20 protein-coding genes are annotated in these 26,085 nt (G+C 71.2%); 13 read left to right on the forward strand and 7 right to left on the reverse strand.

The window, feature by feature from the left end; genetic code table 11:
• Positions 1-4: 4 nt before the first annotated feature.
• The 4 genes from ACYSUO_RS06925 to ACYSUO_RS06940 form a co-directional block, all read right to left on the reverse strand.
• Complete coding sequence (locus ACYSUO_RS06925; RefSeq protein ID WP_461775113.1) at positions 5-1,042, reverse strand: Gfo/Idh/MocA family oxidoreductase; 1,038 nt, start codon at positions 1,040-1,042, stop codon at positions 5-7.
• Positions 1,039-2,136 carry a DegT/DnrJ/EryC1/StrS family aminotransferase gene (locus ACYSUO_RS06930; protein ID WP_461775114.1) on the reverse strand — a complete coding sequence of 366 codons (1,098 nt, stop codon included), beginning with the start codon at positions 2,134-2,136 and terminating at the stop codon, positions 1,039-1,041. Before ACYSUO_RS06930 ends, ACYSUO_RS06925 begins: the two co-directional genes overlap by 4 nt.
• Positions 2,137-2,274: 138 nt before the next feature.
• A complete protein-coding gene (locus ACYSUO_RS06935) occupies positions 2,275-3,093 on the reverse strand; it encodes an MBL fold metallo-hydrolase (protein ID WP_461775115.1) in 819 nt (272 codons plus the stop codon).
• A 136-nt stretch (positions 3,094-3,229) separates the two neighbouring features.
• Positions 3,230-4,261, reverse strand: coding sequence for a LacI family DNA-binding transcriptional regulator (locus tag ACYSUO_RS06940; RefSeq protein ID WP_461775116.1), 1,032 nt, complete (start codon positions 4,259-4,261; stop codon positions 3,230-3,232).
• A gap of 200 nt (positions 4,262-4,461) precedes the next feature.
• Here ACYSUO_RS06940 and ACYSUO_RS06945 point away from each other — a divergent pair, with 200 nt between their 5' ends.
• From ACYSUO_RS06945 to ACYSUO_RS06970, 6 genes are all read left to right on the forward strand, one after another.
• Entirely contained in the window at positions 4,462-5,307 is an 846-nt protein-coding gene (locus tag ACYSUO_RS06945) for a prephenate dehydratase (protein WP_461775117.1), read from the forward strand.
• A 36-nt stretch (positions 5,308-5,343) separates the two neighbouring features.
• On the forward strand, positions 5,344-6,237 hold the full coding sequence (locus ACYSUO_RS06950) for a helix-turn-helix domain-containing protein (RefSeq protein ID WP_461775118.1): 894 nt from the start codon (positions 5,344-5,346) through the stop codon (positions 6,235-6,237).
• 166 nt (positions 6,238-6,403) lie between these two features.
• Positions 6,404-7,270, forward strand: coding sequence for an ABC transporter ATP-binding protein (locus ACYSUO_RS06955; protein ID WP_461775119.1), 867 nt, complete (start codon positions 6,404-6,406; stop codon positions 7,268-7,270).
• 79 nt (positions 7,271-7,349) lie between these two features.
• The gene (locus tag ACYSUO_RS06960; RefSeq protein ID WP_461775120.1) at positions 7,350-8,420 is read left to right on the forward strand and encodes an ABC transporter substrate-binding protein; all 1,071 of its coding nucleotides are present in this window, start codon (positions 7,350-7,352) and stop codon (positions 8,418-8,420) included.
• Between the two features lie 50 nt (positions 8,421-8,470).
• Positions 8,471-10,594 (forward strand): iron ABC transporter permease, encoded by a 2,124-nt coding sequence (locus ACYSUO_RS06965; protein ID WP_461775121.1) that lies wholly within the window; start codon positions 8,471-8,473, stop codon positions 10,592-10,594.
• The gene (locus ACYSUO_RS06970; RefSeq protein WP_461775122.1) at positions 10,591-11,757 is read left to right on the forward strand and encodes a peptidase C39 family protein; all 1,167 of its coding nucleotides are present in this window, start codon (positions 10,591-10,593) and stop codon (positions 11,755-11,757) included. The genes ACYSUO_RS06965 and ACYSUO_RS06970 overlap by 4 nt, the downstream gene beginning before the upstream one ends.
• Before the next feature lie 134 nt (positions 11,758-11,891).
• Here the strand turns inward: ACYSUO_RS06970 and ACYSUO_RS06975 are convergent, their stop codons facing one another.
• A complete protein-coding gene (locus ACYSUO_RS06975; protein ID WP_461775123.1) occupies positions 11,892-14,072 on the reverse strand; it encodes a TerD family protein in 2,181 nt (726 codons plus the stop codon).
• A 333-nt stretch (positions 14,073-14,405) separates the two neighbouring features.
• Here ACYSUO_RS06975 and ACYSUO_RS06980 point away from each other — a divergent pair, with 333 nt between their 5' ends.
• The 7 genes from ACYSUO_RS06980 (at position 14,406) to ACYSUO_RS07010 (ending at position 21,090) form a co-directional block, all read left to right on the forward strand.
• Entirely contained in the window at positions 14,406-15,467 is a 1,062-nt protein-coding gene (locus ACYSUO_RS06980) for a glycosyltransferase family 2 protein (RefSeq protein ID WP_461775124.1), read from the forward strand.
• 203 nt (positions 15,468-15,670) lie between these two features.
• Positions 15,671-17,194 carry an ATP-binding protein gene (locus ACYSUO_RS06985; protein WP_461775125.1) on the forward strand — a complete coding sequence of 508 codons (1,524 nt, stop codon included), beginning with the start codon at positions 15,671-15,673 and terminating at the stop codon, positions 17,192-17,194.
• On the forward strand, positions 17,187-17,621 hold the full coding sequence (locus ACYSUO_RS06990; protein ID WP_461775126.1) for a roadblock/LC7 domain-containing protein: 435 nt from the start codon (positions 17,187-17,189) through the stop codon (positions 17,619-17,621). The genes ACYSUO_RS06985 and ACYSUO_RS06990 overlap by 8 nt, the downstream gene beginning before the upstream one ends.
• The gene (locus ACYSUO_RS06995; protein ID WP_461775127.1) at positions 17,618-17,977 is read left to right on the forward strand and encodes a DUF742 domain-containing protein; all 360 of its coding nucleotides are present in this window, start codon (positions 17,618-17,620) and stop codon (positions 17,975-17,977) included. The genes ACYSUO_RS06990 and ACYSUO_RS06995 overlap by 4 nt, the downstream gene beginning before the upstream one ends.
• A complete protein-coding gene (locus ACYSUO_RS07000; RefSeq protein ID WP_461775128.1) occupies positions 17,952-18,614 on the forward strand; it encodes a GTP-binding protein in 663 nt (220 codons plus the stop codon). The genes ACYSUO_RS06995 and ACYSUO_RS07000 overlap by 26 nt, the downstream gene beginning before the upstream one ends.
• Complete coding sequence (locus tag ACYSUO_RS07005; protein WP_461775129.1) at positions 18,611-19,855, forward strand: cytochrome P450 family protein; 1,245 nt, start codon at positions 18,611-18,613, stop codon at positions 19,853-19,855. The genes ACYSUO_RS07000 and ACYSUO_RS07005 overlap by 4 nt, the downstream gene beginning before the upstream one ends.
• A complete protein-coding gene (locus ACYSUO_RS07010; protein ID WP_461775130.1) occupies positions 19,852-21,090 on the forward strand; it encodes a cytochrome P450 family protein in 1,239 nt (412 codons plus the stop codon). The genes ACYSUO_RS07005 and ACYSUO_RS07010 overlap by 4 nt, the downstream gene beginning before the upstream one ends.
• A gap of 24 nt (positions 21,091-21,114) precedes the next feature.
• Here the strand turns inward: ACYSUO_RS07010 and ACYSUO_RS07015 are convergent, their stop codons facing one another.
• Positions 21,115-23,436 carry an FdhF/YdeP family oxidoreductase gene (locus ACYSUO_RS07015; protein ID WP_461775131.1) on the reverse strand — a complete coding sequence of 774 codons (2,322 nt, stop codon included), beginning with the start codon at positions 23,434-23,436 and terminating at the stop codon, positions 21,115-21,117.
• The gene (locus ACYSUO_RS07020; protein WP_461775132.1) at positions 23,433-25,931 is read right to left on the reverse strand and encodes an ATP-dependent Clp protease ATP-binding subunit; all 2,499 of its coding nucleotides are present in this window, start codon (positions 25,929-25,931) and stop codon (positions 23,433-23,435) included. The genes ACYSUO_RS07015 and ACYSUO_RS07020 overlap by 4 nt, the downstream gene beginning before the upstream one ends.
• Positions 25,932-26,085 lie beyond the last annotated feature (154 nt).

Consider the following 26,085-nt stretch of genomic DNA (forward strand, 5'->3'; position numbering starts at 1 on the left):
TGCCTCAGGACCGCCGGCCGGTCGGCAGCGGATTCCGCGGCTGCGGGTTCTGAAGGGGCAGGGACACCTTCCGCCGCGCCGAGTCCAGGACCACCTCGGCGACCTCCACCGTCTGCAGCCCCTGGTCGAGGGTGACGATGTCCATGGCCTTGCCTTCGACGGCGTCGCGGAACCGCTCGTGCTCGACCACCAGGGGCTCGCGCTTGGGAATCGCGTACCGGATCATGTCGCCCTCGGTGGCTCCGCGGAAGGCGCTCAGTGCTTCCCACTCCGTGGCGAAGGCGCCGTTGGCATGGAAGGTGAGATCCGCGGTGAGGGTGTCCGCGATGAAGCAGCCGCGCTCGCCGGTGACCGCCGTGAAGCGCTCCTTGAGCGGGCTGAGCCAGTTCACGAGATGGCTGACCATGGTGCCGTCCGTGAGTTCACCGACGACCGCGACCATGTCCTCGTGCGGGCGGCCGCTCTTGGACACGGTACGGGCGGCCACGGAGGCGTAGCGGCATCCCGTCACCCAGCTGGTGAGATCGATGTCGTGGGTCGCCAGGTCCTTGACGACGCCCACGTCCGCGATGCGCGGCGGGAAGGGCCCCTGTCGCCGCGTGACCACCTGGAACATTTCGCCGAGCTCGCCCGCCTCAAGCCGCGAACGCAGGCTCTGCAGCGCCGGGTTGAAGCGCTCGATGTGCCCGACGCCGGCGGTCAAGCGGGCCCCGGCGAAGGCGTCGGTCAGGCGTCGGGCCGCGACCGCTGAGTGGGCGAGCGGCTTCTCGATCAGTGCGCACACGCCGTTCGCGGCCAGGGCGATGCCGACCTCCTCGTGCAGCACCGTGGGGCAGGCGACGACGGCGTAGTCGAGGCCGAGCGCCAGCAGTTCGGGCAGCGTGGCGACGACCGGGGCACCGCGGGAAGCCCCCGTGGGATCTCCCGCCGGGTCCATGACACCGACGAGTTCGACGCCGTCGAGCGACGACAGCACTCGGGCGTGGTTGCGCCCCATCGCGCCAAGACCGACAAGCCCCGCACGCAGTGTCCGCCGGCTCATCGGACACCACCGGCGATGCTCACGGCCCGGGCGATGCGCTCCAGATCGCCCTGCCCGAGGGTGGGATGGACCGGCAACGACAGCACCGACGCGGCAGCGCGGTCCGTCTCCGGCAGCGACGGCCCGGCCGGGTCGCGGAACGGCGTCAGCCGGTGGATCGGCGTCGGGTAGTACACCGCGCTGCCGATGCCCTCCGCCGCCAGTTCCTGCCGCACGGCATCCCTGCGGCCGTCGGGGACGGCGACCGTGTACTGGTGGTAGACGTGCCGGGCCCCGTCTGCCACGTGGGGCGTGGCGAGCCCCTCGATACGGGAGTCGAGCACCTTCGCGTTGGCCCGCCGCTGCTCGGTCCAGGCCGGCAGCTGCGCCAGCTGCACCCGGCCCACGGCCGCCGCGACGTCGGTCATGCGCAGATTGGCGCCGACGATCTCGTTCTCGTACCGCTGCTCCATGCCCTGATTTCTGAGCAGCCGCAGCGTACGCGCCAGTTGCTGGTCGGGGGTGCTGATCATGCCGCCCTCGAGCGCGTGCATGTTCTTCGTCGGATAGAAGCTGAAGCATCCGGCCTGGCCGAACGATCCGACGGGGGTGCCGTGCAGCGCGGCGCCGTGCGCCTGGCAGGCGTCCTCGACGACGGCGAGACCGTGACGCTCGGCGAGCGGCATCAGCCGGTCCATGGCGGCCGGGTGCCCGTACAGGTGTACGGGGATCAGTGCCGTGGTGCGCGGGCCGATCGCCGCCGACACCGCATCCGGGTCGAGGCAGTAGGTGTCGGCCGTGATGTCGGCGAAGACCGGTACGGCTCCCACCAGACGCACCGCGTTGGCCGTGGCGGCGAACGAGAAGGAGGGCACCACCACTTCGTCACCGGGCCCGATACCGAGCGCCATCAGACTCAACTGCAGTGCGGAGGTGCCGGAGTTGACGGCGACACAGGTACGGTCCCCGACCAGCTCCGAGAATTCCTCCTCGAATGCGGCGACCTCCGGCCCCTGAATGACAAGGCCGCTTCGCAGCACACGTACGGCGGCTCCGATCTCGGCTTCGCCGATGACAGGTCGGGCGGCGGGAATTGACAGATTGATCCCAGACACGAGCAGTCTCCATTGAAGAACGAGGGAGTCGGCCTGCGTTCAACTCTGGTTCACTGCTGAGAGTTTCTATTCTTGCCCTTTATCAACCTATTTGCAGTATGCGTAGGATGAATGCATTGGAAGGACAGCAGTTGTTCGTCAATGGGTGCCCCCACCTCGCCGCGCGATGCTCTGGGCCTGTCCCTCGTGCACGTCGTTCACCCACTCCCAGCCGGGCGGCGATGATGCGCCGAGGCGTGGGTCGTCGGGGGTGAGGCCGGCCTGGAGGGCGTGGATGTAGGCCCGGTCCTGGTGGATGCGGGTGCGTGTCTGAGTTGCGTCGGCGGTGGATCCGTGGCCGGGGATGAGGGCGTCGACGTCGGCCGACGCGTCCTCGAGCAGGTGCAGGCTCACCAGGTAGTCCTCGATCGGGGCGGCGGACTCGTCGAGCATCGGGATGAGGACGTCGGAGAGCATGTCGCCCGCGACGAGAACGCTGCTGTGCGGGATCAGCAGCGCCGCATGGCCAGGGGCGTGGCCCGGGTGTTCGATGATCCGGACTTCGGGGCCGTCCCAGGGGAGCCGTACCGTTCCGGCAGGCAGAGGCGTGATGAGGCCGAACAGGTCCAGGGGTGTTTCCGCGGCGATTTCCGGCGGCAGCCCCTCGGTGATGCGGGTCTTCCAGTCCGCGTGCGACAGGAGGTCTTCCATTTCTGCCGCGCAGCGGGCCGTGCCGTAGCGAGGTGCTTCGCCAAGTTCGGCGTGCCAGAGCACGTGATCCCAATCGGGGTGCGTCGAGAAGCCCGCGGTCACCGGTCGGCCGAACTTGGCGAGGTCGTTCGCCAGGCAGAGCATTTCGTCGCCTGTGATCCCGGGGTCCACGAGCAGCACCCCATCCGTGCCCTCCACCACAACGGTGTTGTTCTGGAGCAACTCGCTCTGGTGGACCAGTACCCCTTCTGCTACCTGCTTCAGCATGGGGAACCTCCCGATCGTGGTCGGCAGCCGCTTGCCGCTCGCCGTTTGTTGAGACGTTAGCCCGCCTCGCCTCTTTTGGGATGTCCTCGGGCAAGGGTGGGATCTCAACTTGCCCTACCCGTACGGCGTTTGACGTTCAGGCGTCGGTGGGGGCCACCACCGACGCGCGTGCGACGACCGGGCACTCCAGGCGGCGTACGTGCCCCGCCGGGACAGGGCCGCCGGACTCCACCGCGTCGAGCAGTGTGTCCACGGCTGCCGCGCCCATTGCATGGTGCGGCAGTGCCACGGTCGTGAGGGCCGGGACCAGGTGTGCGGCCATCTGGTCCTGGTCGTCGTACCCGACCACCGAAAGTCGCTCGGGGACGGAGATTCCCAGTCGGGCGGCGGCGAGCAACACCCCTGTCGCCACACGGTCGTTGGCACACACCACGGCCGTCGGTGGCTTCGCCACGTCCAGCAGGCGCAGCGCGGCGGCGTACCCCTCGTCGATCTGCCAGCCGACTCGCAACCGCCGCTTGGCGCGCACCGGCACACCCGCAGCGCGCAGGCCGTCGGCGAAGCCGAGGGCGCGGTCGTCGGCGGCGATGTTCCCTTCGGGTCCGCCCACCAGCGCGATGTCCCGGTGCCCCGCCGCGAGCAGCACATCGACGGCTCCGCGACCGCCGGCCCGCTCGTCCGCCACCACGGCGGCGTACGAACTCGTCTTGCGGGGAAGGCAGTTGGCGAGCACCGTGCGTGCCGGGTCCAGGCCCTCGGGGACGTCCGTCGCGTTGAGTTCCATGGCCGCGTAGACGAACCCGTCGACGCGGCGTGCGCGCAGTTCGGCGACCGCCTCGGCCTCCGCCGCGCCGTCGCTGCCCGACTCCATCAGCAGCACCTGGTGCCCGCGCGCACGCGCCGCTTCCATCGCGCCGAGCACCATGCGTCCGGCGAAGGGGCTCGTCGCGATCGAGTCGCTGAGCATCCCGATCACCCCCGTACGCGCCGCGCGCAGGGACCGCGCCACCTCGTCCGGCCGGTAGCCGAGCGTGTCCGCCGCCTCCTTGATCCGCTGCTGCGTCCGGGCCGACAGATTCCCCTCGGCCCGCCCGCTGAAGACGAACGACACGGCTGCACGCGAGACGCCGGCGAGCTGGGCGACGTCGCGGGCGGTGGGGCGCTTCACGCGGGGGCTCCTTCGGGGGCCGGGCGTCCACCCGGGCGCGACGACGTGCACGGGCGGACGGAGCGATGGGCCTCCAGTGTGCCGGATGGCGGGGGCGTAACGTCCTGGCCGGGGGCTCCAGGCGCCGGGATGAAAGAGTTGGACCTCCTGTTGAGTCCCCTGAACGATGGCAACGGCCTCCGCACCGAAGGTGAAACCCTGTGACCAGCATCGCGTATCAAGGCGAACACGCCTCCAACTCGGCGACCGTCGCCCAGAGGCTGTTCCCGGGGTGCACGGAACTGCCCTGCGTCAGCTTCGAGCAGGCGCTGGACGCGGTGACGTTGGGCTCCGCCGACCTGGCGGTGATTCCGGTGGACAATTCCGCGGCCGGCCGTGTCGCCGATGTGCACCATCTGCTGCCGGAGTCGGGCCTGTTCGTGATCGGCGAGTACTTCCATGCCATCCGCTTCGACCTCATGGGGGTGCCGGGGACGTCGCTCGGTCAGGTGGAGTGCGTCCGCAGCCATGTGCACGCGCTGGGGCAGTGCCGGAAGGTGGTGCGCGCGGGCGGGTGGCGTACGCGGGTCAGTGACGACACCGCGGGGGCCGCCCGCGAGGTGGCGGAACTGGGCGACCCGAGGCACGCGGCGCTTGCCCCGCCGGCCGCAGCCGGGCACTACGGCCTGGAGGTGTTGCAGGCCGGTGTCGAGGACGACCCGGACAACACCACGCGGTTCGTCGTCCTGTCCCGTGACGCCGAATTCGCGCCCCTGGAGGGCGGGCCGACCATGACGAGCCTGTTCTTCGCCGTGCGGAACATCCCGAGTGCGCTGTACAAGGCGCTCGGGGGCTTCGCCAGCAGTGGGGTGAACCTCACCAAGATCGAGAGCTATCAGATGGGGGCGGGGCTCAACCCGAGCTGCTTCTACGTCGAGATCGAGGGGCACCCCGACGAACCCCGTGTCGCGCTCGCCCTGCACGAGCTGAGCTTCTTCTCGTCCGAGGTCCGCGTACTCGGCGTCTATCCGGCCCACCCGCACCGGCTGGAGGAGCGGAACGTGTGAGGGGTGGCTGCCGGCGCCGCGGATAGACTCGTGCGCATGATCCGAACGTCCCGTGGTGAGACGAGCCCCGGGGCGTCGCCGCACGGGGCGGGCGCCGACGTGCGGCCGGTCGAGGCACCCCCGGAGCAAGGCGCGGCTCCTTTCACCATCACCGCCGGGTTCCGAATTCCCCGCGTTCCCACCGAGTGGGCCCCGCACTCGCACCCCTTCCACGAACTCGTCTGGGTACGTGGCGGAACGCTGACGTCCCGCGTCGGGGATCGCGTCTTCACCGTGTCCGAGGGGCACGGTCTGTGGATGCCCGCCGGAGTGGCGCACGGGGGCCGGTCGACGGCGGGTGCGCAGTTCCACGACGCCTTCTTCGCCCCGGACCGCACGCCGTTCGCGGTTGGGGAACCGAAGGCGATCGCGATGACGCCACTGCTCGAGTCGCTGCTGATCCATCTGTCCCGCACCGACCTCGACGAGGCGGCGAGGGCGCGGGCGGAGTCGGTCGTGTTCGACGTGCTGCGGCCGTCGGAGCGCCAGTTCTCCCTCCAGCTGCCCAACGACCCCCGGATCGATCCGATCGCCGAAGCCCTGCTTGACGACCCCGGCGACCCCCGCTCGCTGGAGGAGTGGGCAGCGCGGCTCGGGATCAGCGACCGGACGGTCACCCGCGCGTTCCGCCAGGCCACAGGCCTCTCGTTCGCGCAGTGGCGGCAGCTGCTGCGGGTGCACCGCGCGCTGACGCTGCTCTCCGAGGGCTTCGACGTGCTGACGATCTCCGAGACATTGGGCTATGCCCGGTCCAGCTCCTTCATCGCCGCGTTCCGGCGGGTCATGGGCACCACACCGGGCGCGTTCTTCGCGGCGGCTGACGGCGAGGACGACGCCGACGGCGCCCCGGGTGATGTCCGGAATCCCGTATCGGGTGTCCAGAACGCGTGATTGTCGACGCGGCGGCCGGAATATAACCTGCTCGGAGTTAGGTAACCCTTAGTTGGTGCTCGACGTGCACGGCGCTGCCCGTACGCGGGTGAGTTCGCGGCCCGGCCGGTGACGGCCGGTCGGAGGGTGCCGCGACCCCTGCCCTTCCGACCACCGGGATTCGTCGATGTTCACGCGCTCTCCTCGGCCCACCGAGCGTTCGGTTGTCACTCCCGACGCGCAGGAGGGCACCGCCCTCAACGGGCATGACCTGGTGCTGCGTTACGACGGCAAGCCGGTCGTCCATGGTGTCTCGATCGACCTGGCCCCCGGCCGCGCGACCGCCCTGGTGGGGCCCAACGGCAGTGGCAAGTCAACGCTGCTGCGGGCGCTGTCCCGGCTGCACCGGGTGGAGGACGGCCGGGTGACACTCGGCGCTCCCGACGGCCCGTCCGAGCGTGACGCGGCGCTGCTCAGTGCCCGCCAGTTCGCCCGTGAGGTCACGCTGTTCTCCCAGTCGAGGCCCGCGCCCCAGGGGCTGACGGTCGCGGAGGTCGTCGCCTTCGGGCGCCACCCCTACCGCCGCGGCTTCGCGGGACCGACCGCCGAGGACCGGGCCGCCATCGACCGTGCCATGGGTGTCACCGGCGTACGGGACATGGCGGGACGCCCGGTCGGGGAACTGTCCGGCGGCGAGATGCAACGTGTCTGGCTTGCGGCCTGCCTCGCCCAGGACACCGGCGTCGTCCTGCTCGACGAACCGACCAACCACCTGGACCTGCGCTACCAGTTCGAGACGCTCGACCTGGTGCGCGATCTCGTCGAGGAGCACGGCATCGCGGTCGGGATCGTGCTGCACGACCTCGACCAGGCGTCCCGTGTCGCGGACACGCTGGTCCTGATGCGCTCCGGACGCGTGCACGCGGCGGGCGCACCCGCGGACGTCCTCACCGCCGAGAACATCGGCGAGGTCTACGACATCCGGGTCGATGTCAGCGTGGACGCCCGCACCGGCCGCCTTCGTATCGATCCCCTCGGGCGGCACGCCGCCTGAGGCCTGGGGCGGAACATCCGCCTTCCCTCCCCACGAACACGTACGTACCTCCGACACATCTCAAGAAAGAGGCCCCTTCATGAACCGTGCCCGTCTCCTGACGGCGTCGGCCTCCACCGGGCTCGTCCTCCTCGCCGCGACGGCCTGCGGCACGACCGACGTAGACAACGCCGCCAAGGCCGAGGGCGGCGGGGCCAGTGCGTCGCCCGCGTCGAAGGACTGCGCCTCGGACACCACGGCCACCTCGACGAAGCCGGTCTCCTTCAAGGACGGCGTCGGCCGCACCGTGAAGCTCGACAAGCCCGCCAAGCGGATCGCGGTCCTGGAGTGGCAGCAGGTCGAGGACGCGCTGACGCTGTGCGTCACGCCCACCGCCGTGTCCGACGCGAAGGGGTACAGCACCTGGGTCAGCGCCGAGAAGCTGCCCAGCGGGGTGACCGACATCGGCACCCGTGAGGAGCCCGACCTCGACACCCTCTACGCTGCGAAGCCCGACCTCGTCGTGGTCGAGGCGTTCGACGCCGACGACGAGACCGTCAAGAAGCTGGAGAAGCGGAAGGTCCCCGTGATGGTCACCAAGGGGGCCGACCCGAAGGACCCGATCGGCAACATGCGGAACGTGTTCAGCATGATCGGCGAGGCGACGGGCCGCACCGAGCGGGCCGACCAGGTGCTCAAGGAGTTCGACGACCACCTGGCGACGGCGAAGAAGAAGGTCACCGACGCCGATCTGCCCACGAAGGACTTCCTGTTCTTCGACGGATGGCTGCAGGGCGGCAACCTCACCGTCCGGCCCTACAGCGACGGCGCCCTGTTCACCGAGATAGGCAAGGAACTCGGCATGAACCCGGCGTGGACCAAGTCCGTCAACAAGAATCACGGGGACGGCGGCGTCGACAAGTCGTACGGCCTCGCCCAGACCGACGTCGAGGGACTCACCGCGGTGGGCGACGCCAACCTCTTCTACGCCAACGACGAAGGCGCGGGGGGCTACGTCGCGGCGCTGAAGAAGAACCCGATCTGGAAGACGATCCCGGCCGTGAAGGAAGGCCGCGCGCACTCGTTCCCGGCGCGGGTGTGGGGCGCCGGCGGTCCGCGCTCCACCGAGCAGGCGATCGACGCGTACGTCGACGTACTCGACAAGAAGTGAGCGCATCGCACGAAGTGAGCACATCGCAAGAGGTGGGCGCACCGCCTGAGATGGGCACACGGCAAGAGGTGCGCGCGCCACACGGGGTGGGCCCGTCGCACGAAGGGGGCGCGCCCCACCGCCCCAAGGAGCCGGGTGCCGCCGGGATCGCCGTTCTCGCGGTGCTCCTCGTCGCGACCGTCCTGGTGGGTATGTGGCATCTGACGCAGGGCACTTCGGGTGTCGGTGTCGGGGACCTGGTGCGGTATCTCGCCGGAGGGCGGGAGCACACCGGTGGGGCGCCGGTCGGTGAGATCTTCACCGGCTCGCGCCTGCCGCGCCTGCTCGCGGGCGTGGCGGTCGGGTTCGCCCTCGGCGCCGCCGGAGCGCTGCTCCAGTCCGTCACGCGCAACGCCCTCGCCTCGCCCGACACCCTCGCGGTCACGGCCGGCGCCTACTTCACCCTCACGCTCGTCGCGGCCTTCGGTCTCGCCGTCCCGCTGTGGGCGTCCGGCGTCGTTGCCTTCGTCGGCGGCCTGACCGCGGCGGCGCTCGTGCTGCTGCTCGCGGGCCGGGCGGCCGGCACCGCGGGCACCCGCCTCATCCTCGCCGGATCGGCGACGGCGTTGGCCCTGGACGCGGCGACCGGGGCGCTCCTCATCCTCTTCAACCAGAACACGACCGGCCTCTTCGCCTGGGGGAGCGGTTCGCTCGCGCAGCTGAACATCGACGCGGCCGTGCGCGCCTGGCCACTCGTGGCCGTGGTGCTGTGTCTCGGTCTCGCGCTGTCCCGGCGACTCGACGTGATGAACCTCGGCGACGACACCGCGGCCACCCTCGGCGTCCCGATCCGGACCACCCGTGTGACCGCCGTGCTGTGTGCGGTGCTGCTGACCAGTACGGCGGTCACCCTCGCGGGGCCGATCGGCTTCGTCGGCCTCGGCGCACCCGTCCTGGTCCGCCTGATCGCCGGGCGGGTCCGGGCGCTGCGCCGGCACCTGTACTCGGTGCCCGCGGCCGGGCTGCTCGGCGCGCTGCTCATCCTGCTCGCGGACGCGGGCCTGCGCGCGGTGCAGGGCGCGGACGGTGCGGCCGCCATCCCCACCGGTGTGCCGACCGCGCTGCTCGGCTCCGTCGTGATCGTGGTGCTCGCGCTGCGCCTGCGGGACACGGGCCAGGCTGCGAGGCCGCCGCATGCGCGGGTCGCCGCACGGTCGCGGCGCGCGTTCCTCCTCGTCGTGGCCTGCGCGGTGGCGCTGCTGGCCGTGGCGGCCGTCGTGGCGGTCCTCGCGGGCAGTCTCTGGCTGCGGACCGGGGACATCGTGCTCTGGGCGCAGGGCCTGGCGCCGGATCTGATCGGGCAGGCGCTCGACGACCGGGTCCCGCGCGTGACCGCCGCGGTGTTCGCAGGCGCGGCGCTCGGGCTGGCCGGATGCATCGTGCAGGGCGCGGTGCGCAACCCGTTGGCGGAGCCCGGGGTGCTGGGCATCACGGCGGGCGCCGGGCTCGGCGCGGCGAGCGTCGTCACGTCCGGCCTGCCCGGCGGGCGGCCGGTGCTCATCGTGGTGGCGGTCGCGGCGGGGCTCGCCACGTTCGCGGTGGTCGCCCTGCTGTCGTGGCGCGGGGGCTTCCTGCCCGACCGGTTCGTACTGATCGGCATCGGCTGCGGATACGGACTCAGCGCCGTCACCACCTTCCTCCTCCTGCGCGCCGACCCGTACAACACGCCCCGCATCTTCACCTGGCTCTCCGGTACGACCTACGGCCGCACGTTTCCCGATGTCGTCCCGGTAGCGGTGGCCCTGGCGCTCGCGCTGCCCGTGCTGCTCGCCATGCGTGAGCGGCTCGACCTGCTCGCCGTCGACGAGGACACCCCGCGCATCGTCGGCGTCAAGGTCGAACGCACCCGCTTCACCGCGCTGGCGATCGCCGCCGTGCTCGCGGCGCTCAGCGTGGTCGCCGTCGGCGTCGTCGGCTTCGTCGGGCTCGTCGCCCCGCACCTCGCCCGGTCGCTGGTCGGCGCCCGGCATGGTCGGGCCATCCCCGTCGCGATGCTGCTCGGCGCGGTGCTGGTCTGCGTGGCCGACGCCATCGGCCGCACGCTCGTCGCACCCGCCCAGATGCCGGCGGGCCTCATGATCGCGCTGGTCGGCGCCCCGTACTTCGTGTGGGTGCTCCGGAAGTCCCGCGCATGACGCCGCGCCGCAGAACGTCCCCCGTCAAGGAAGCCCTCGTGCACCCCATCATCGTCGTCCCGTTCGAGTCCGATACGCCACCGGCCCTGCTGAGCCGCCTCGCCCACCTCGACGTGCCGGAGCGTTGGCACGCGGTCGACCGCTCCGCCCATGCCCCGCACATCGTCGCCGTCCCGGGTGGCGAGGGCGATGGTGATGGCGCGGACTGGATCGGCGCCGCGCTCGTGTCGGCGCGCCCGGGCACCGCCTATCTGAAGATCGTCGACGCCGTCGGTGATGTGCAGGCGGCTGTCGCGGCCGTCGTCGTCCACGCACGCGACCAGGGCCTCGCGCAGGTCAAGTGGGAGGGCTGGACGGCCAGTTCGGAGGACGCCGCGGCTGCCGGCTTCACCCCGCTGCGTGCACCGCTCACGCCGGCCGACGACGCGACGGAGCCGGCTACGGGTGACGCGACAGGGCCTGCCCCCGGTGACACGGCAGGGCCCGCCACCGGATACGTACGCTGGCTGCACGACGGCGTGCTGAGTGAGCCCCCGTACTACGGGCAGACCACCCACTTCACATGCGGCGCCGTCACCGCCCTGCTGGCCCAGGCGCACGCGGGAACACTGCCGCCCGAGGAGCTGGACCGCCGGGCGGAGCTGACGCTGTGGCGCGACGCGACCAACTTCCTTGCGTGCGAGCCCGTAGGACTTGGTGTCGCCGTGCGCCGGGCGTGGCCGTCGACGCCCGTCACGGTCCATCTCGACGTGGACCGCCCCGTCCTGCTCGACCATCTCCCGGACAACGAACAGGAGTGGCGCGCCCTGCTGCAACGGGAGTCACGCACGCAGGCCGCACACCTCGGCGTCCCCGTCGACGCACACCACTTCTCCCTGGCCGCGATCCGCGCCGCGCTCGGCCGGCAGGAACACGTCCTGCTCCTGGTCTCGCTCGCCGCGATGCAGGGCTTCGACGTGCCGCACTGGGTGCTCTGCCACGGCGTCGTCCCCGGAGCCGTCGTGATCGAGGACCCGTGGGCGAGCGCGGCGGCGGGGGACACCTGGGTCGACGCCCATCTGCTGCCCGTCGCCGATGCCCCGCTCGACGAGATGGCCGCCGTCTCGGCGGACCGCTTCCGCGGCGCCGTGCACATTGGCCACGCGCCGGAACCCGCTCCGTAGGAGACACGACGAAGTCCCCAGCGCGTGGCGCCGGGGACTCGAAGTCGGCGGTGAGGAAAGCGAGGAGGCTAATTTCATTGAAAGGAGTTGAGAAGGAAGCCTCTTCATGGCCTCACCGCGCTTGACGCTACCAATCACTCAGGGATCGCGTCGCGCAGATTTTCCGGGGTGAGGATCCGCGACTCGGGGTGCAGCCCTTCGGGGCGCTGCATCCCTATGTAGGTGACCGGCCCTTCCGGAACGCTCCCGCCGTCCCACGAGGTCACCTCCGCATCGCCCATCAGGCCCAACAGCCAGCGTACGGTCAGGTATTCGCGCTCGACGATGCCGCGCGCCAGCGCCTCCACCGTCACCCGGGTCTCCTCGACGCGGTTCGCGGCCGGCATGCCCTTGAGGTACAAGTGCAGCCAGTGCGCGCACCATTGGCCGTCCGCGCCGCGCCGGAACACCAGCGGCAGCGCCACCCGGCCGGGGCCGCGCAGATCCGACTTCATCCGCACGGTGCGCGGTTCGAACGGCCGCCCCTTCTGCTCGCCCTCCCGCAGCATGAACCCGAAGAACGACTCCTCGACGTCCATGAAGCCCTCCCCGGAGAACAGCAGGACCTGCGGAACGACGAAGCTGCCGCGCACCGCCCCGAGCCGCAGCTCGATGAACTCCGAGGCGCCCTTGGGCGCTTCGACGATGTCCCCGGAGTGCCGCCCCTCCACGTCCGTCAGTTGGGTGTACGAGAGCCAGGTGACCTGCTCGTAGTTCTCGTCGAGTATCACCGCGGACAGGTCGTAGTCGGTGGTCAGGCTCTGCTGCTTCCAGTACACGAAGAACCGCAGCAGCTCACCCTCGACCGGAGACACCGAACCGCGCGGCAGCACACCGAGCCCGGCCGAGACCGCCTTGCCGCTGAGCGGCAGCGCGACATCGAGGACGTCCGGGTCGACGAGCACTGCGTCGGCCTCCGGCAGCCGGCGCGCGATCTCCGCGTCGAGCAGCCCGGTCAGCCGCTCCTTGACGGGACCCGGCAGCGCGGGTCGGGTGTCCTCGGCGACCCAGGCGCGCCCGAGACGGTTGATGAACACCCGGTGCGCACCTGCCCGTTCGAGCCGGTCGCCGCGGTTCAGCAGGTGCTGGCGCACCGAGAGCAGGACCCGTCCGGAAACCTGCGGGACGGCCTCCTCGACGCCGGTGAGCACGGCCGTGCACTCCTCGTCCGTGCGGGCCGAGCGCAGCAGCCGGTCCACGGACCGCAGCAGCACACCCGGCGCGGACTTCAGCAGCTCCACCGCACCGGCCAGGTCGCCCCGGTCGAGCAGCTCCTCGGTCCGGCTCGCGAAGGTGCGTACCCGCTGCTCGCCGCGTGCCACCGCGAACACCTGGGCGGCGTACGGCCACTGGGGGAACTCGTGCGGGTGCAGCCGCTCGCCGAGCCGCTTCCACATCTCCCGGTGCGCGGCCACATCGGCGAGCTTCGCGGGCGCCGTGGCGACCACCGCGTCCAGACCCGCGAGGAGCGCCCGGCGGGTGGGCCGCGACAGCTTCCCGAACCTGGTGGGCTCGACGAGGGACACGTCGCCGTCCGGACCCGCCAACGCGCAGGCGAGACGCAGCACATCGGTGACGGTGTCGAGAAGCAGCCCCGAACCCGCCCGCAGGCGAGCCTTGTTGATGACCGCGCGGTTCTCCCGCACGGGGATCTCCTCGGGCTGCGGGCCGTCCACGCAGTGCGCCGCCAGCGCGTCGAGGTCACGAAGGTCGTCCTCGCCCAGCGGTGTGCGGCTGCCCGCGAGTTTCAGGTACAGCTCGCGCACCTCGGCCGACGCGTCCTGCCCGAGATGCAGCACCGTCATCCGGTCACCGGCCGCCGCGATCAACTCGTCGTGGTGGCCGAGCATTTCGGTGTACGTGTGCTGGTAGCGGCCGTAGGACGGCAGCGTCAGCAGATTCACCACGCCGGTGCTCAGCTGCTTGAGGGTGTCTTCGCGGGCGTCGTCGTCGGCGAGCGCCTCACGGATGCACCGCATCCAGAAGTCCAGGGTGTCCGGCACATGCGCCGGGAAGTCGACGAAGTACGTGTTGTGCCGCACATGGTCACCGACCAGCTCACGCACACCGCTCAGCGTCCGCACGGCGACATCGACCACCGCCCCCTCGGACAGCCCGGCCAGCCGCTCCAGCAGCGGCGCGGACAACTTGAAGCCCACGGACATCAGCGCGGCATCGAACTGCCGCGCGGCCACGGCACCTTCACCGGCCGCGCCCTCGGGGGCGGGGAGACGGTGGGTGTGCCGGACGACCAGATGCTCGAGAGGGTGAACCATGGGGGAATGGTGACAGCGGGGTGCGGGTGTGCGCACTCGGGTTTTTGGCGGGTGACTCCTCGTTCGTGTCACGCAGTTGTCCACAGGCGCGGGGTCGTCCACAGATTGCGGCGGCCCGGCGGTTCTCGGCCCGTGGCGGGCTAGCTTCATGGGTGTGCGACGGCGAGGTGCCGGAGCGAGGAAGTGGTCGGGGAAGTGGCCGGTCGGATGACGGGGGAGCGGGTATGGGCAGTGGGCTGCCGGTTGTCGGAGTGAGTGTTCTTGTGTACGCGGTGGTGGGCGCCGTCGTGCTGTTCAGGGCCGCGGTGCGGCGGCTCGTTCGGGGGCGTGGACATGTATGACGTGACAGTGATCGTGCCTGCGCACAACGAGGAGGCCGGGCTTCCGGCGACCCTGGAGTCGATCGCGGCGCAGACCGTGCCACCGCGCAGGGTGATCGTGGTGGACGACGCGTCCGTCGACGCCACCGGCGAGGTCGCGAGACGGTACGGCGCCGAAGTGCTGCGCCCGCCGAGCAATCTCGGCAGCAAGGCGAAGGCGCAGAACCACGCGCTGCCGCACTGCACTTCGGAACTCGTGCTCGCGGTGGACGCGGACACCGTGCTCGCGCCCGACTACATCGAGAAGGTCGCGCCCGTCTTCGCCGATCCGCGCGTGACGATCGCGGCGGGCAATGTGCAGACCCGGTTCGCCCGGACGCTGTGGGAGCGCGGCCGGTCGGTGGAGTATCTGCACGGATTCCACTGGCAGCGGCCGATCCAGGCGGGCGCGGGCAGCCCGATGGTGTGCTCGGGGTGCTGCTCGATGTTCCGGCGCAGCGCCCTCGGGGAGCGCGGGTTCCCCGAGCGGACCATCGTGGAGGACATGGACTTCACGTGGTCCGAGCAGATCGCGGGGCGGCGCGCGGTGTACGTGGGTGACGCGGTGGCCAGGGCGGCCGACCCGGAGAGCCTGCTGTATCTGCGCAAGCAGGTGTGGCGGTGGATGGCGGGCTTCTGTCAGAACGTGCGGCTGCACACGGGGCAGTTGGCGCTCCGTAAACCGATGCTCGCGCTGTGGGTGGTCCTCGCGCTGATGGAGATTCTGCTCGCCCCGCTGTGGTGGGGCGCGCCCCTGGTGCTCACCCTCGGGTTCGGACGCCCGGCCGTGGAGACGTTCGGCTGGTGGCTCGGGTCCGAACTCGCACTGACGCTTCCGCCGTTGATCTATGCGGCGCGCCGACGGCGGGTGCCGTTGAGATCAGTGCTGGTGAATCTCCCGTGTGTGTATCCGACCAAGCTCGTCAATGTCGTCTACGCCTGGAAGGCGGTCGTGGTGGAGCTGGTCCTGGTGCCGCTGGGCCGGTCGAAAGGCCTGGTCGTGTACGAAAAGGGGCGGGCGCCGACGGCCATATGAGCCCGGGCGCGGAAATCCGCCCGAATGCCGCCAACCCGCCCGCGGAACGACGTGATTCAAGATCCTGGACGGCTTCACTCGAACGTGTGGTGGGAGGTAGGGTCGCAAGCGGCAGGCGGGCTTCCGTGCCTTCCCTCCTACCCCCACCCCGTCCCCTCCTCGCAGTCGGCCCCCACGCCCTGTTCCCCTCGAGGTCCGCATCCATGATTGAGATACCCGAGCTGGCCGCGGGTGCCCTGGCCGCCGGGACCGTGTCGGCGTTCGTGCTCGGCGGCGGGTTGCTGAAGGCCCGTCAACACAGCGGCAGACAGCGCGACGAGACCGATGCGCTCCGCTCCCGCCTCGAGGCCTCCCGCGAGGAGCTGGAGGCCGCCCGCGAGGAACTCGACGATCTCGCCGCGGCGTTCGCCTCCGAGGTCGCCCACCTGTCCGGCACGCGCATGCCGGCCGCGGCCACCCACGCCGCCCACCCGCACTACCAGGTACCGGGCCCCCTGCAGCCCGAACTCGGCGGCAAGGAGCTGGCCGCCGGCCTCGACGCCGTGCTCGACGGGCTGCGCACCGCCATCGCCCAGGAGCGCAAGCGGGTCGACGCCGCCGCCCGCGCCGGGATGCGTGGTGCGACGCGCGAGATCCAGGCGGGCCTGTACCGGCTGCAGGACGTCCTGCGCGGACTCCAGGAGCGCTACGACGACCCCGAGTTGGCGCAGACGCTGTTCGCGCTCGACCACGAGAACGAGCAGTCGCTGCGCCGTGCGCAGGTCGCCGCCGTGGTCTGCGGGGCCTGGGTCGGGCTCGCCCGCGGGGAGTCGTACCTGGTGGAGGCCGTCACCGGCGGCCAGTCGCGGCTCGCCGGGTACGAGCGGGTGGAGGTCCACAACCACCTCGAGGACGGCACCGGGCTCATCTCGCACGCCGTCGAGCCGGTCGCCATCATCGTGGCCGAGCTCCTCGACAACGCTTTGCGCCACTCCTCGCCCGACACCACCGTGGGCGTGCACCTCGAGCGCGTCCACCACGGCGTCAGCGTGACCGTCGACGACGCGGGTGTCGGCATGAGCTCCGACGAACGGGCCCATGCCCAGCGGATGGTGGCGGGGGAGGAGCCCATCCTCCTGTCGGAGCTCGGCGATCCGCCGCGCATGGGACTCGCGGCGATCGGCCAGCTGACCCGGCAGTTCGACCTGTCCGTCGACCTGTCGTCGCCCTCGCCGTACGGCGGCGTCCGGGCGGTCCTGCTCGTGCGGGACCACCTCCTGTGCCGGATCGCCCCAGAGGGGCGCAGGCCGGCCGCCGCGGCTCCGCGGTCCACCCGTGACACCACGCCATACGTCTCCCACGACGCGACCCACGCCCTTGCGGCGGACGAGGCGCCGGTGACGTCCGCGTCCGCCCCGGCCTCGGACCTGGTGGTGACACCCACTCGGCCGGACGCCACCCCGCTCACCGATGGCGACGAACTGCCCCGGCGCCGCCGCCGGGTCCGCACCGACGCGAAGCCCGGCGCGAAGCCTGACGCACAGTCCGACGCGCGCCCGGCACCCGCCAAGCCGCGGCTCGCCGCGCACCGCAGCCCCGAGGAGCAGGCCGCCGCGCTCGGCGCCCTGCAGGCGGCCACCGCCGCGGCGCGGAGCACCGCGTCGGAAGGCGACGAGGCCGCACAGCAACCGCACGACACCGCGGGCGACCGCCCCGGCACCAGTGAAGGGAACACCCCCGATGAGTAGCCGTGACCTCGGCGACAGCGCTTGGGTCCTCGATCCGATCCTGGAGATCCCGCACGTCCAGGCCGCCGTCCTGCTCACCAGGGACGGCCTGGTCTCCGGGTACACCGAGGCGTTGACGCAGGCTTCCGCGGAGCGCGTCGCTGCCATCACCAGCACCGTGCAGGGCGCCTGTCGCACCGCGGCGGCCGCCTTCGCCGACCAGGAGTCCGCGGACGTACGCCAGGTGGTCATCGAGTCCGACCACGGCTACATCCTCGTCGCGCCCACCGCGCACGGCACCTGCGTGGCCGCCTTCGGTGACCCCGAGGTCCGGCTCGATCTGCTCGGCCACCGCGTCCACTCGCAGGTGGCCAGGCTCGGCGAGAAGGCCATGGCGGCCGCGCCCCGCGGGGCTGACGGCGGCATCGCCGGCGGCACTGGGGTATGACGGGCCGCCGGAGCGGCCGGCCGCTGGTCCCCGCGTACCTCGCCACCGGCGGGGTCGCGCAGCCCAGCCGCAACAGCCTGGAGCGGCTGTCCGTGCTGACCGGCGTCGGCGCGCCCTGGCCCACAGGACTGCCCGCAGCGCAGCACGCCCTGCTGCGCACCCTGGACGGCGGCTCGCTCACGGTGGTCGAGTCCGCCGCCCTGCTCGAACTGCCGGTCTCCGCCGTACGGGTGCTCGCCGCCGCACTGATCGACCAGGGGCTCGTGGGTGCCCGCCCGCCGGTCCCGCCCGCCGCGCAGCCCGATCCCGATCTGCTGAAGAGAGTCGCCGATGGCCTCCGCGCCCTCAAGCGCTAAGTCCGCGCCGGCAGGCGCCGGGCCCGCGCCGTCAGACGTCGCGCCCGCAGGCGCCAAAAGCGCCGTGCATCTCCCGGACACCGCACGGGAGTTGGTGAAGATCCTGGTCACAGGACCCTTCGGGGTGGGCAAGACCACCCTGATCGACTCCGTCTCCGAGATCCGCCCGCTGCACACCGAGGAGCAGCTCACCGAGGCGTCGGCCGCGGTCGACGACCTCGCGGGCGTGCGGGAGAAGACGACCACGACCGTCGCCATCGACTTCGGGCGGATCAGCCTCAACGGCGGGGCCGTCCTCTACCTGTTCGGTACGCCGGGACAGGAGCGCTTCCGTGCGCTGTGGGACGACATCGCGTACGGCGCCCTCGGCGCCCTCGTGCTGGTCGACACCCGCAGGATCGACGAGTCCTTCGAGGTCCTCGGCCTCGTCGAGGAGTCGGGGCTGCCGTACGCGGTCGCCCTCAACACCTTCCCCGACTCCCGGAGTTACACCGAGGAGCAGCTGCGGATCTCCCTCGACCTGGACGACGACACCCCGATGGTGATCTGCGACGCCCGTGACACGCACTCCTCCGTCGACGCCCTGCTCGCCCTCGTGCAGCACCTGATCGACCGCAGCATCCCGGAGCCCCGATGACGTATCCCGCGCAGGCCGAGGACTTCCACCTGTCCGCCCCGGTCCGCCTGTGGGAGGACGGCTTCGCCGCCGACCCGCACAGCTACTACGAGACCCTGCGCGCCCAGGGCCCGGTCGGCCACGCCGAACTCGCCCCCGGCGTCCCCGCGTACGTCGTCACGGACCGGCGGGCCGCCCTCGACCTGCTCCACGACGCCGAGGCCTGGTCGCACGACCCGCGGCCGTGGGAGGAGACCGTCGACGGCGACGCGCCGATCCTCGGCATGATGCGGTGGCGGCCCAACGCCCTGTTCAACGACGGCGAGTTGCACGTCCGCTACCGGACCTCCCTCTCCGACGCCTTCGACCTGGTGGAGCCGCACGACCTGCGCGAGCGCGTGCACCGCGCCGTGGACGTGCTGGCCGCCCGGATGGCGTCCCGGGGACGGGCCGACCTCGTGAGCGAGTTCGCCCGCCCGCTGATGTCGCTGGTCTTCAACGACCTCTTCGGACTGCCCGACAGCGAGAGCGACCGGCTCCAGGACGCCATCGCGCGCGTGATGGACGGCGGCGAGCAGGCGGCGCGCGGCGAGGAGGAGTTCGGGCGCTACATCCTGGACCTCGTCGCCGCCAAGAGCGCGCGGCGCGGCCAGGACCTCACCAGCTGGCTGCTCGACCACCCCCTCGGCCTCACCCCCGAGGAGGTCACCTGGCAGGTCTTCCTCATGCTCGGCGCGGGCCACGAGCCCACCGCCAACCTCGTCTCCAACGCCCTGTCAAGGATCCTCGGCAACCCGGCGTACTACTCGACGCTGACCAGCGGCTCCCGGCCCGTCATGGACGCGGTCGTCGAGGTCCTGCGGCACGAGACACCGCTGGCCAACTACGGCATCCACTTCGCCCGCAAGCCGCTCACTTTCCACGGCGTGTGGGTGCGCGCCGCCGTCCCCGTCGTCATCTCCTACGGGGCCATCGGACTCACCGCGGAGGAGGCGGCCACGCGGTCCCCGGCCGCCCGCCACCCGCAGGACGCCTCGCACCTGTCGTGGTCGGCCGGAGAGCACTCCTGTCCGGTCAAGCAGCACACCCTGCTCATCGCCACGGAGGCCATCGAACGCCTCACCCAGTGGCTCCCCGACCTGGAGCCGACCACCCCGCGCGAGCAACTGACCTGGCGCACCGGGCCGTTCCACCGCTCCCTGACGGAACTGCCCGTCCGCTTCGTCCCCCGTACCGCATCCCAGTCAGGAGCGTCCGAGTGACCGAGACCGCGTCTTCGCCCCGTATCGCCATCGACCCGTTCGGCGCCGACCTGCCGGCCGAGGCCGCCCGACTGCGCGCGGCGGGGTCCGTGGTCCCCGTCGAACTGCCCGGCGGCATCCCGGCGTGGGCACCGACCCGCTACGACACCCTCCGGGCGCTGATCCTGGACCCGCAGGTGAGCAAGGACCCGCGCAAGCACTGGTCGCTCTGGCCCGAGGTCGGCGAACACCCCGAGTGGGGCTGGGTGCTCGGCTGGGTCGGCGTGGTCAACATGCTCTCCACGTACGGCCCCGACCACACGCGCCTGCGCAAGCTCGTCGCGCCGAGCTTCACCGCCCGCCGCACCGAGCTGATGCGCCCCCGCGTCGAGAAGATCACCGAGGAGCTCCTCGCGGCCCTGGACGCGGCGGCTTCCGACGAGGTCGTGGATCTGCGCCCGCTGTACGCCAACCAGCTGCCGATGCAGCTGATCTGCGAACTCTTCGGCGTCCCCGACCACTTGCTCGGCCCGGTCGAGCGGCTCGTCGCGGCCATCATGGACACTTCCGACCCGAGCCCCGAGCACGGCGCGTTCGTGCAGGAGCAGATCGCCACCGTGCTGCCGGCGATCATCGCCCACCGCACCGAGCACCCCGGCGACGACATGACTACCGAGCTGCTGCGGGTGCGCGCGGAGGACGGCGACCGGCTCAGCGACGAGGAGCTGCTCTACACCCTGCTCCTCGTCATCGGCGCCGGCTTCGAGACGACCGTCAACCTGATCGGCAACGCGGTCGTCGCCCTGCTCACCCACCCCGAACAGCTCGCCGCCGTCCGCTCGGGCGAGATCGCCTGGGACGCCGTCATCGACGAGACGCTGCGCGTGCACCCCTCCATCGCCAGCCTGCCGCTGCGCTTCGCGGTCACCGACGTGACCGTCGACGGGGTGACGATCCCGGCGGGCGACGCCATCCTCACCACGTACGCCGCCTCGGGCTACGACCCCGAGCACTACGGGCCCACGGCCTCGGAGTTCGACGCGACCCACGCCGCCGACGACCACATGTCCTTCGGCATCGGCGTGCACCGCTGCATCGGCGCCCCGCTCGCCCGCCTGGAGGCCCGCACCGCCCTGCCCGCCCTCTTCGACCGCTACCCGGACCTCCGCCTCGCCGTCGAGGCGGAAGAACTGCGCCAGGTCCCGTCGTTCATCGCGTACGGCTGGCAGCAGATCCCGGTGCGACTGCACGGCTGAGCCGCACCGGCCCCGGCCGGCCCGTCATGCCGAGAGCGTCACCGTCACCTTGACGTGCTTCATGATGGGCTGGTCGCTCTGCGTGCTGTGGTCGCCGATCGCGCACAGCACGTTCATCTCCGGCATGTACCCGGCCGCGCAGCCGCGCGGGATGTCGTACGGGACGGCCAGATAGCCCGCGAGGCTGCGGCGGCTGCCGTCCCTGGCGGTGCTCGTGATGTCGACCGGGTCGAACTCGCCGATGCCGCGCTCGCGCATGTCGTCCTGGTTCAGGAAGACCAGCGTGCGCAGGTTCTTGATGCCCCGGTAGCGGTCGTTGTCCGAGTAGATCGTCGTGTTCCACTGGTCGTGGGAGCGCATCGTGCCCAGCGCGAGGGTGCCGGGCTCCGGGATGACGTCGGGCAGCGGCGCGGCGGAGAACTCGGCGCGGCCCGAGTCGGTGAGGAAGACCAACTCCCGTGCGGGCTGCTTGATACGGAAGCCGAGCGGGAGGCGCACCCGGCGGTTGCAGTCCTCGAACCCGTCGATGACCTGCGCCATGGTGTCGCGGACGCGGTCGTAGTCCTCGACGTACCACTCCCAGGGCGTACCGCTGTCGGGCAGCGAGGCGCGCGCCATGCCCGCGATGATCGCCGGCTCGGACAGCAGGTGCTTGGACGCGGGGCGCTTCATGCCGACGGACAGGTGCACCATGCTCATCGAGTCCTCGACCGACGTGGCCTGCAGACCGCCGCGCTGCTCGTCCTTCTCGGTGCGGCCCAGGCACGGCAGGATCAACGCCCTGCGGCCGTGCACCAGATGGCTGCGGTTGAGCTTCGTACTCACCTGCACCGTCAGCTCACAGGTGCGCAACGCCTCGTACGTATAAGGGGTGTCGGGCGCCGCGAGCGCGAAGTTGCCGCCCATGCCGACGAACACCTTCACATCGCCGCGCCGCATCGCCTCGATCGTGCCGACGGTGTCGAGCCCGTGCGCACGCGGCGCGTCGATGTCGCAGGCCTCCGCGAGCCGTGCCAGGAACGCGTCGCTGGGCCGGTGGTCGATGCCGCAGGTCCGGTTGCCCTGGACGTTGCTGTGCCCGCGCACGGGGGAGGGGCCCGCCCCCTCGCGGCCCAGATTGCCGCGCAGCAGAAGGACGTTGACGATCTCGCGGACCGTGTCGACGCCGTGCTCGTGCTGGGTCACGCCCAGACACCAACTGATGATGCTGCGGTCCGCGTCGCGGTACACGCGGGCCGCCTTGAGGATGGCGTCGCGGTCCAGCCCCGACTGACGCTCGATCTCGTCCCAGCCAGTCGCCTCGCACAGCGCGCGGTACGCGTCGAAGCCCTCGGTGTGGCGGTCGATGAACTCCCTGTCGAGCGCCTTCGGATCGGATCCCGACTGTTCCAGGACCGCCTTGGCGATGCCGCGCAGGAACGCCATGTCGCCGCCGATGCGCACCTGGAGGTTCAGGGTGCTGGTCCGCGTCGCCTTGTTCAGCGCCATGTCCTTGAAGTCGTGCGGGATGATCGTGCGGGTCGCCGCCGCTTCGACGAGCGGGTTGACGTGCACGACCTGCGCGCCGCGCTGGTACGCCTCGGCCAGCGCGGTGAGCATCCGCGGCGCGTTGGAGGCCGCGTTGACACCCATGATGAACAGGGCGTCCGTGCTCTCCCAGTCCGCGAGGTCGCAGGTGCCCTTGCCGGTGCCGAGGGACGCCTGCAGGGCGCGGCCGCTGGCCTCGTGGCACATGTTGGAGCAGTCGGGCAGGTTGTTCGTGCCCAGTTCGCGCGCCCACAGCTGGTAGAGGAACGTGGCCTCGTTGCCGAGCCGCCCCGACGTGTAGAACGAGGCCTGGTTCGGGTTGTCCAGCTCCCGCACCGTCCTACCCACCAGCTCGAACGCGTCCTTCCAGCTGATCGGGACGTAGTGGTCGGTGTCCGGGTCGTAGCTCATCGGCTCGGTCAGCCGGCCCTGGTCCTCGAGCGCGAAGTCGCTCCACCCGGACAGCTCGCTCACCGAATGCGCGGCGAAGAACTCGCGCCCGACCCGCTTGCGCGTCATCTCCCAGGTGACGTGCTTGATCCCGTTCTCGCAGATGTCCAGGTGCAGGCCCTTGCGGTCGTCCGGCCAGGCGCAGCCGGGACAGTCGAAGCCGCCGTTCTCGTGGTTCATCTTCAGGACGGCCCGGGGCCCGTCGAGCAGTTCGCGCTCGCGCACCATGAACCGGGTGACGCTCTTGGCCGCGCCCCAGCCCGCCGCCGGGTGGTGGTACGGGTGGAAGTCCGGCTTCTCGTCGGGCGCAGGGCCGACGCGCGACTCCGGTGTGTCCTGTCCGTCCTGGGAGGCGTTCACGGGGCTCATTCCTTGTCGGTGGAGGTCCTGCGGATCGTGCAGTGCAGGGTGTCGTTCTGCACGTCGGCGACGATCGTGTCGCCCGGGTCGGCCTCGCCGCCGAGCAGCAGGGACGCGATGCGGTTGTCGAGCTCGGTCTGGATGGTGCGGCGCAGCGGGCGGGCGCCGAACTCCGGCTGGTGGCCGTGCGCGATCAGCAGCTTCTTGGCCGCCTCGGTGACCTCCAGGTTCAGCCCCTGCGCGTGCACCCGGCGCTCGCTCTGGTCCAGCAGGTGGTCGACGATCCGGCCGAGGTCGTCCTCGGTGAGGCTGTGGAAGACGATGATGTCGTCGATGCGGTTGAGGAACTCCGGCAGGAAGCGGCCCCGCAGCTCCTCCATCAGCTCGTCCTTGAGCTCGGCGGCGTCGCCCTGGTGGGCGAGGATGCGGTGGGCGCCGATGTTGGACGTCATGATGATCACGCAGTGCCGGAAGTCGACGGTGCGGCCCTGGGAGTCGGTGAGCCGGCCGTCGTCGAGGATCTGCAGCAGCGTGTTGAAGATGTCGGGGTGCGCCTTCTCGACCTCGTCGAACAGGACGACGCTGTACGGCTGGCGGCGGACCTTCTCGGTGAGCTGCCCCGCCTCGTCGTAGCCGACGTAACCGGGAGGGGCGCCGACGAGCCGTGCGACGGTGTGCTTCTCCTGGAACTCGCTCATGTCGAAGCGGACCATGCGACTCTCGTCGCCGAACAGCAACTCGGCCAGGGTCTTGGCGAGTTCGGTCTTGCCGACGCCGGTCGGGCCGAGGAAGAGGAACGAGCCGACGGGCCGGTTCGGGTCGCCCATGCCCGCCCGGTTGCGGCGCACCGCCTCGGAGACCGAGGTGACCGCCTCGTCCTGTCCGACGATGCGGGCGTGCATCTCCTCCTCGAGGCGCAGCAGCCGCTCCTTCTCGCCGGCCGTCAGCTGGGCGACCGGGATGCCGGTGCGGCGCGAGACGATGTCGGCGATGTCGCCTGCCGTCACCGAGACCACGCCCTCGCGGCGCTCCTCGATCCCGGCGACCTCGCCCTCCACCTCGGCGATCTGCTTCTTCAGCTCGGAGGCCTTCTCGAAGTCCTCGGACGCGACGGCCTGGTCCTTCTCACGGGTCAGCTTGGCGATCCGGTCCTCGCGCTCGACGACCTCGGTGGAACGGCTCGCGGTACGCAGCCGCACCCGGGCGCCCGCCTGGTCCATCAGGTCGATGGCCTTGTCGGGCAGGAACCGGTCGCTGATGTAGCGGTCCGACAGCTCCGCCGCGGCGGTCAACGCGCCGTCGGCGAAACGGACTTGGTGGTGCGCCTCGTACGCGTCCCGCAGCCCCTCCAGGATCTGCACGGTCTCCTCGACCGTCGGCTCCGGGATGAGCACGGGCTGGAAGCGGCGCTCCAGCGCGGCGTCCTTCTCGATGTGCTTGCGGTACTCGTCGATGGTGGTGGCGCCGACGACGTGCAACTCACCGCGCGCCAGGGCCGGTTTGAGCATGTTGCCCGCGTCCATGGAGCCCTCGCCGGTAGCGCCCGCGCCGACGACGGTGTGCAGCTCGTCGATGAACAGGATGATGTCGCCGCCCGCGTTCTGGACGTCCTCGATGACCTTCTTCAGACGTTCCTCGAACTGGCCGCGGTACTGCGCCCCCGCCACCATGGCGGACAGATCGAGGGAGACGACCCGCTTGTCCTTGAGGGTGTCCGGGACCTCGCCCGCGACGATGCGCTGAGCGAGCCCCTCGACGATGGCGGTCTTGCCGACGCCGGGCTCGCCGATCAGCACGGGGTTGTTCTTGGAGCGCCGCGAGAGGATCTCCACGGTCTGCTCGATCTCCTCGGCGCGGCCCACGACCGGATCGAGCTTGCCGGCCTTGGCCTCCTCCGTGAGATCGCGGCCGAACTCGTCGAGCGTCGTGGACGCTCCTGTCGACCCGCTGCCGCCGCCGCTGCCTTCCGGTCGGGCCGCCTGCTCCGTGGCGTTCGCCAGCCGCTGCGGATCGAGGCCGCCCGCGCTCAGCAGCCGCGCCGCTCCCGTCCCGGGGTCGGCGATCAGGGCGCCGAGGATGTGCTCGGGCCCGATGTAGGAGACGCCCGAGGCCTGCGACTGGGCGTGGGCGGCGGCCAGCGACCGCTTGGCCGCCGGAGTGAGCCCCGGCTCCGCAGACGGCTGTCCCGCCTCCTGCGGAAGGATCCTGGCGATCTCCTCCGCCAGCCGGTCGGGGTCGACACCGGCCTGCTCAAGCACCCGGCGGGACGGCTCCACCTGCGTCGTCGCCCACAGCAGATGTTCGGTGTCCAGATCGGAGGTGCCGTCGTCATGGGCCTTCTGCGCCGCCAGGTTGAGCAGCTCCTGGGACGACTCGGTGAGCAGCCGGCCGATGGGCACGCGCTGCACCGCCGGCGGCGAGCTCGCGGGGGACGTACCGAAGAACCGATTGAACATCTCACTGAAGGGGTCCGAGGGACCGAACCCGAACGGCGACATCGACATGGTGACTCCAGGTGCGCAATGGGTTTGTCCAAGCCAACCTCTGCCCTTGATCCCCCGCAAGCTGATCTTCACAGAACGTAACGTCCCTTGCGCCCGCCGGGCCCGGGCCGTGTCGCGACGACCGCCGGGGGCGATGTGGCGCGGACCCGTCTAG

Source organism: Streptomyces sp. UC4497 (assembly GCF_054871485.1).